The organism is Methylophaga sp. UBA2689 (assembly GCA_002354555.1).
In the GTDB taxonomy this organism is placed as follows: Bacteria; Pseudomonadota; Gammaproteobacteria; order Nitrosococcales; family Methylophagaceae; genus Methylophaga.
Genome location: DELT01000101.1, coordinates 39,139 through 42,919, shown reverse-complemented (window position 1 = coordinate 42,919; position 3,781 = coordinate 39,139). Strand labels below are relative to the sequence as shown.

The window sequence follows — 3,781 nt, the reverse complement described above, 5'->3', positions numbered from 1 at the left end:
ACTCACTCACGCTGGTTTAGTCTTATTATGTGAGGCTGCCGCCAAACGAATAAAACCTGTGACATGTAAGGTTTTTATAAGTTCGTGTCACAGGAACCATTCCTCTAAATAAGCATACCTGCTATTGAATGCCACTGCTAACCAAGACAAATTACTGTCGTTAAAATAAGGGTGTATCCTTTACCTACCGTTTCATTTACTGAACTTCTGAACCATGAACCAACGCCAACTCCCAATCAAAAAACTGCTATTGAACTGTGATATGGGCGAAAGTCTCGGGCCGTGGTCTATGGGAATGGATGAACAGATTATGCCCCTGGTGGATATGGCCAATATCGCCTGTGGCTTTCATGCATCTGATCCCGTCACCATGACCCGAACGGTTTTGTTGGCGAAACAAGCCAAAACGCAAATTGGTGCACATCCAAGTTATCCTGATTTGATTGGCTTTGGCCGTCGCAGCATGCAATGTACACCCCTCGAAATTATTTCCATGGTGCAATATCAGATTGGCGCTTTGGATGGCATCTGCCGGGCACATGATGCTCATGTTGAATATGTTAAGCCGCATGGCGCGCTGTATAACGATATGATGCGTGATGCCGATATTCTGCGTGCAATTCTCGAAGCTATAACCTCCTATGATAGTAACTTGCCCTTAATGGTGCTGGCCTCCACTGATAATCGTAAAACCGAATCGATTGCAGCAGAGTTTGGTATCAAATTACTATTCGAAGCCTATGCTGATCGTGCCTATGAGAATAACGGCCAACTGCGACCCCGCACTCAGGAAGGCGCTGTCTATCATTCAGAGCAGCAAATCCTTGAACAGGCTTTATTACTGGCCACCGAAGGTAGCGTCATCAGCCGAAATGGCCAGCGATTAAAGCTCGATGCCGACACTTTATGTGTACATGGTGATAACGCTGAATCGGTTAAGGCTGTTCGACATATTCGCAATTCCTTCAACAAACTTTATCGCTGCTAATGAAACTTGAGTTTCATATTGAACATGCTGGACCGGATGCCGTTTTAATTCGGTTTGGTGATCAGATAAATACAGATCTGGTGCCCATCATTCGTGCTGCCACCAAACGCCTGCAAAAAGAATTTCAGGAAGAAATTCGTGGCTTGGTGCCAAGCTACACCACCCTGATGCTTTGTTATGATCCCCGAAAGAATGACTTCCCCAGTATTCAGGATAAAATTCAGCAGCATCTTGCTAACTTGAATATCAGCCCTACCGAAATGGGTAATCTGGTGGAAATTCCGGTGTGGTATGACCCTGAGGTAGGGCCTGATTTACAACATGTTGCCGAATTTCATCAAATCAGCATTGATGACGTTATTCACCGGCATAGTGAAACCATTTATCAAATCTTTGCCATTGGCTTTGCACCTGGCTTTGCTTATATGGGCAATGTATCGGACCAACTCGCCACACCCAGACTGACAACGCCCCGGCCTCATGTTGCAGCGGGTTCAGTTGCCATTGCCGATCAACAAACAGCGGTTTATCCGATCAGTACACCCGGTGGCTGGAATATTCTGGGACGTACGACGATGAAAATGTTTGATCGTCACAGCCCGAAATTATGCCCGGTGCGCCCCGGTGACAGAGTGAAATTTGTCTCTGTCAGCAAAGCCGAATTTCTGTTGGCAGGAGGCCAGATAGAATGAAGCAGCCAGGTTTAAAAGTGCTCAAACCCGGCATTTTAACGCTGGTACAGGATTTGGGACGCTTTGCCTATCAACATATCGGGCTTTCCCCCGGCGGTGCTGCAGACGAACATGCCTTTTTATGGGCAAACCGCTTACTTGATAATCGGCCCAACAGTCCTGCGTTGGAGATATGTTTTGGTGGATTGCAAATTGAGGTATTAGCTAATACCAATATCGCCATAACTGGCGCCGAAATGAACGCGACCATTAATGACCACCCTATTGAAAACTGGCAAACGCATACTCTCAAGGTAGGCGATAAACTGAGTTTTGCCCATGCAACATCCGGAATACGCAGTTATCTGGCGATACAGGACGGGTTTGAGTTACAGCCCAGCTTTGGATCTGTTTCTACCGTCATGCGAGAAAAAATCGGCGGCATTGACGGCTACGGCAATCCGTTAAAAGCTGATGATTTTTTGCCATGCAGTCAACACAAACCAAAATTAACAACGCATGTCCCCCCCTTATTTATTCCCGATTACCAGCGCCCTTTAATTCTCAGCGTCATTGCCAACGAACAAACTGATCAATTTGATGCAGCCGAACTGGAAAAGCTTTATCACTGGACCTATCGGATTTCGACACAAAGCGATCGCATGGGGATACGTTTGGAAGGCGAACCGATTATTCCGAATGTGCACGGCATTATTTCAGAAGGCATCGCCTACGGCACCATTCAACTACCACCAGATGGTCAGCCAATCATCTTGCTGAAAGATCGTCAGACCATGGGTGGCTATCCCAAACTTGGCACCTTGTTTGTGTTGGATGCTTTTTTACTGGCCCAGCAACAAGCTCATACCGAATTGAGATTTACTCAGATTTCTTTGCAAGAAGCTCAGGATAAACTGCGTTATTTCTATCGTTTTTTTGGGGTGTAAATATTAAGTCGATAAAAATTCATAACGTTTCTTAATCCAAATCTTCCTGACTGAAACGCTCCCTTGATCGACCTTTACAGGGACTTTAACCACGCTTGCGTTTCTCCATTATCCTATCGACGAACGGTGTCAGAATGATTTCCATCGCCAGGCCCATCTTGACGCCTGGCACCACAATATTGTTGGGACGCGACATGAACGAGTCTTTCAACATTGACAAGTAATAGGGAAAGTCCGCCACTTCCGGGTTCTTGAAACGGATGACACACAAACTTTCATCCGCCGTCGGGATTTCACGCATCACAAACGGGTTGGAAGTATCGATGAGTGGCACCCGCTGAAAGTTGATATGGGTACGGGAAAATTGTGGTGTTATATGGTGAATATAATCCGGCATCCGTTTGAGGATGACGTCCACCACGGCATCCTGGGAATAGCCACGATTGGCGCAGTCACGTTTGATTTTCTGAATCCATTCGATATTGATAACCGGGACCACACCAATCAACAGATCGGCATACTGGGCAATATTGACTTCATCGGTGACCACCCCACCATGCAACCCCTCATAAAACAGTAAATCACTGTCATTATCGATTTCTTGCCACCTGGTAAAGGTGCCTGGAGGTTGGTTATACCTGGTGGCTTCACACTGATCATGAATATAGTGACGCTTTTCGCCACGACCCGTTTCAGAGTAAGTTTGGAACAGTTTTTCCAATCTATCCAGGCAGTTTGCCTCCGGCCCAAAGTGGGTCAGCGAGCGGCCTTCTGCTTCAGCATTGATGACTTCAGCGCGCATTTCTTCACGGGTGTATTTATGAAAGCTATCACCCTCAATAACGACAGGTTTGATATTTGCCCGGCGAAAAATATCTTCAAAAGCATGTTTTACGGTTGAAGTACCGGCTCCTGACGAACCAGTAACGGCAATAATCGGGTGGGAAATAGACATTTAAGCCTTCTCCTTGATGGTGAACATTGGGAGGCGGATTTGACTTTGTTACGAGTACAATTTCCGGGCTAGGTAGCCAGTCCACGAGAAGGAATCGACCAGGATGTCATTAGTAATGATATCGCGCTGAAGTTGGGGTTGAACCTTTACATTGGTTGAGTTCGAGGCGCCCAACATGCCAGTAATGGCGCCTCGATCAACCGTAAAAGAAATGTGTTTA

Annotated in this window: 4 protein-coding genes; 3 read left to right on the top strand and 1 reads right to left on the bottom strand. The window is 46.3% G+C overall.

Features of this window, described 5'->3' with window-relative positions:
* The first annotated feature begins 214 nt into the window (after nucleotides 1–214).
* Genes B3M51_RS12920 through B3M51_RS12910 form a run of 3 tightly spaced genes read left to right on the top strand, consistent with a single transcriptional unit; the run spans nucleotide 215 to nucleotide 2,606 of the window.
* The gene (locus B3M51_RS12920; protein WP_292479654.1) at nucleotides 215–988 is read left to right on the top strand and encodes a 5-oxoprolinase subunit PxpA; all 774 of its coding nucleotides are present in this window, start codon (nucleotides 215–217) and stop codon (nucleotides 986–988) included.
* Complete coding sequence (pxpB, locus tag B3M51_RS12915) at nucleotides 988–1,680, top strand: 5-oxoprolinase subunit PxpB (protein ID WP_292759753.1); 693 nt, start codon at nucleotides 988–990, stop codon at nucleotides 1,678–1,680. The genes B3M51_RS12920 and pxpB overlap by 1 nt, the downstream gene beginning before the upstream one ends.
* Nucleotides 1,677–2,606 carry a biotin-dependent carboxyltransferase family protein gene (locus tag B3M51_RS12910; RefSeq protein WP_292759751.1) on the top strand — a complete coding sequence of 310 codons (930 nt, stop codon included), beginning with the start codon at nucleotides 1,677–1,679 and terminating at the stop codon, nucleotides 2,604–2,606. Before pxpB ends, B3M51_RS12910 begins: the two co-directional genes overlap by 4 nt.
* 85 nt (nucleotides 2,607–2,691) lie before the next feature.
* On the opposite strand, the gene B3M51_RS12905 is transcribed toward B3M51_RS12910, so the two are convergent.
* Entirely contained in the window at nucleotides 2,692–3,561 is an 870-nt protein-coding gene (locus B3M51_RS12905) for a phosphoribulokinase (RefSeq protein ID WP_292362501.1), read from the bottom strand.
* Nucleotides 3,562–3,781: the final 220 nt, after the last annotated feature.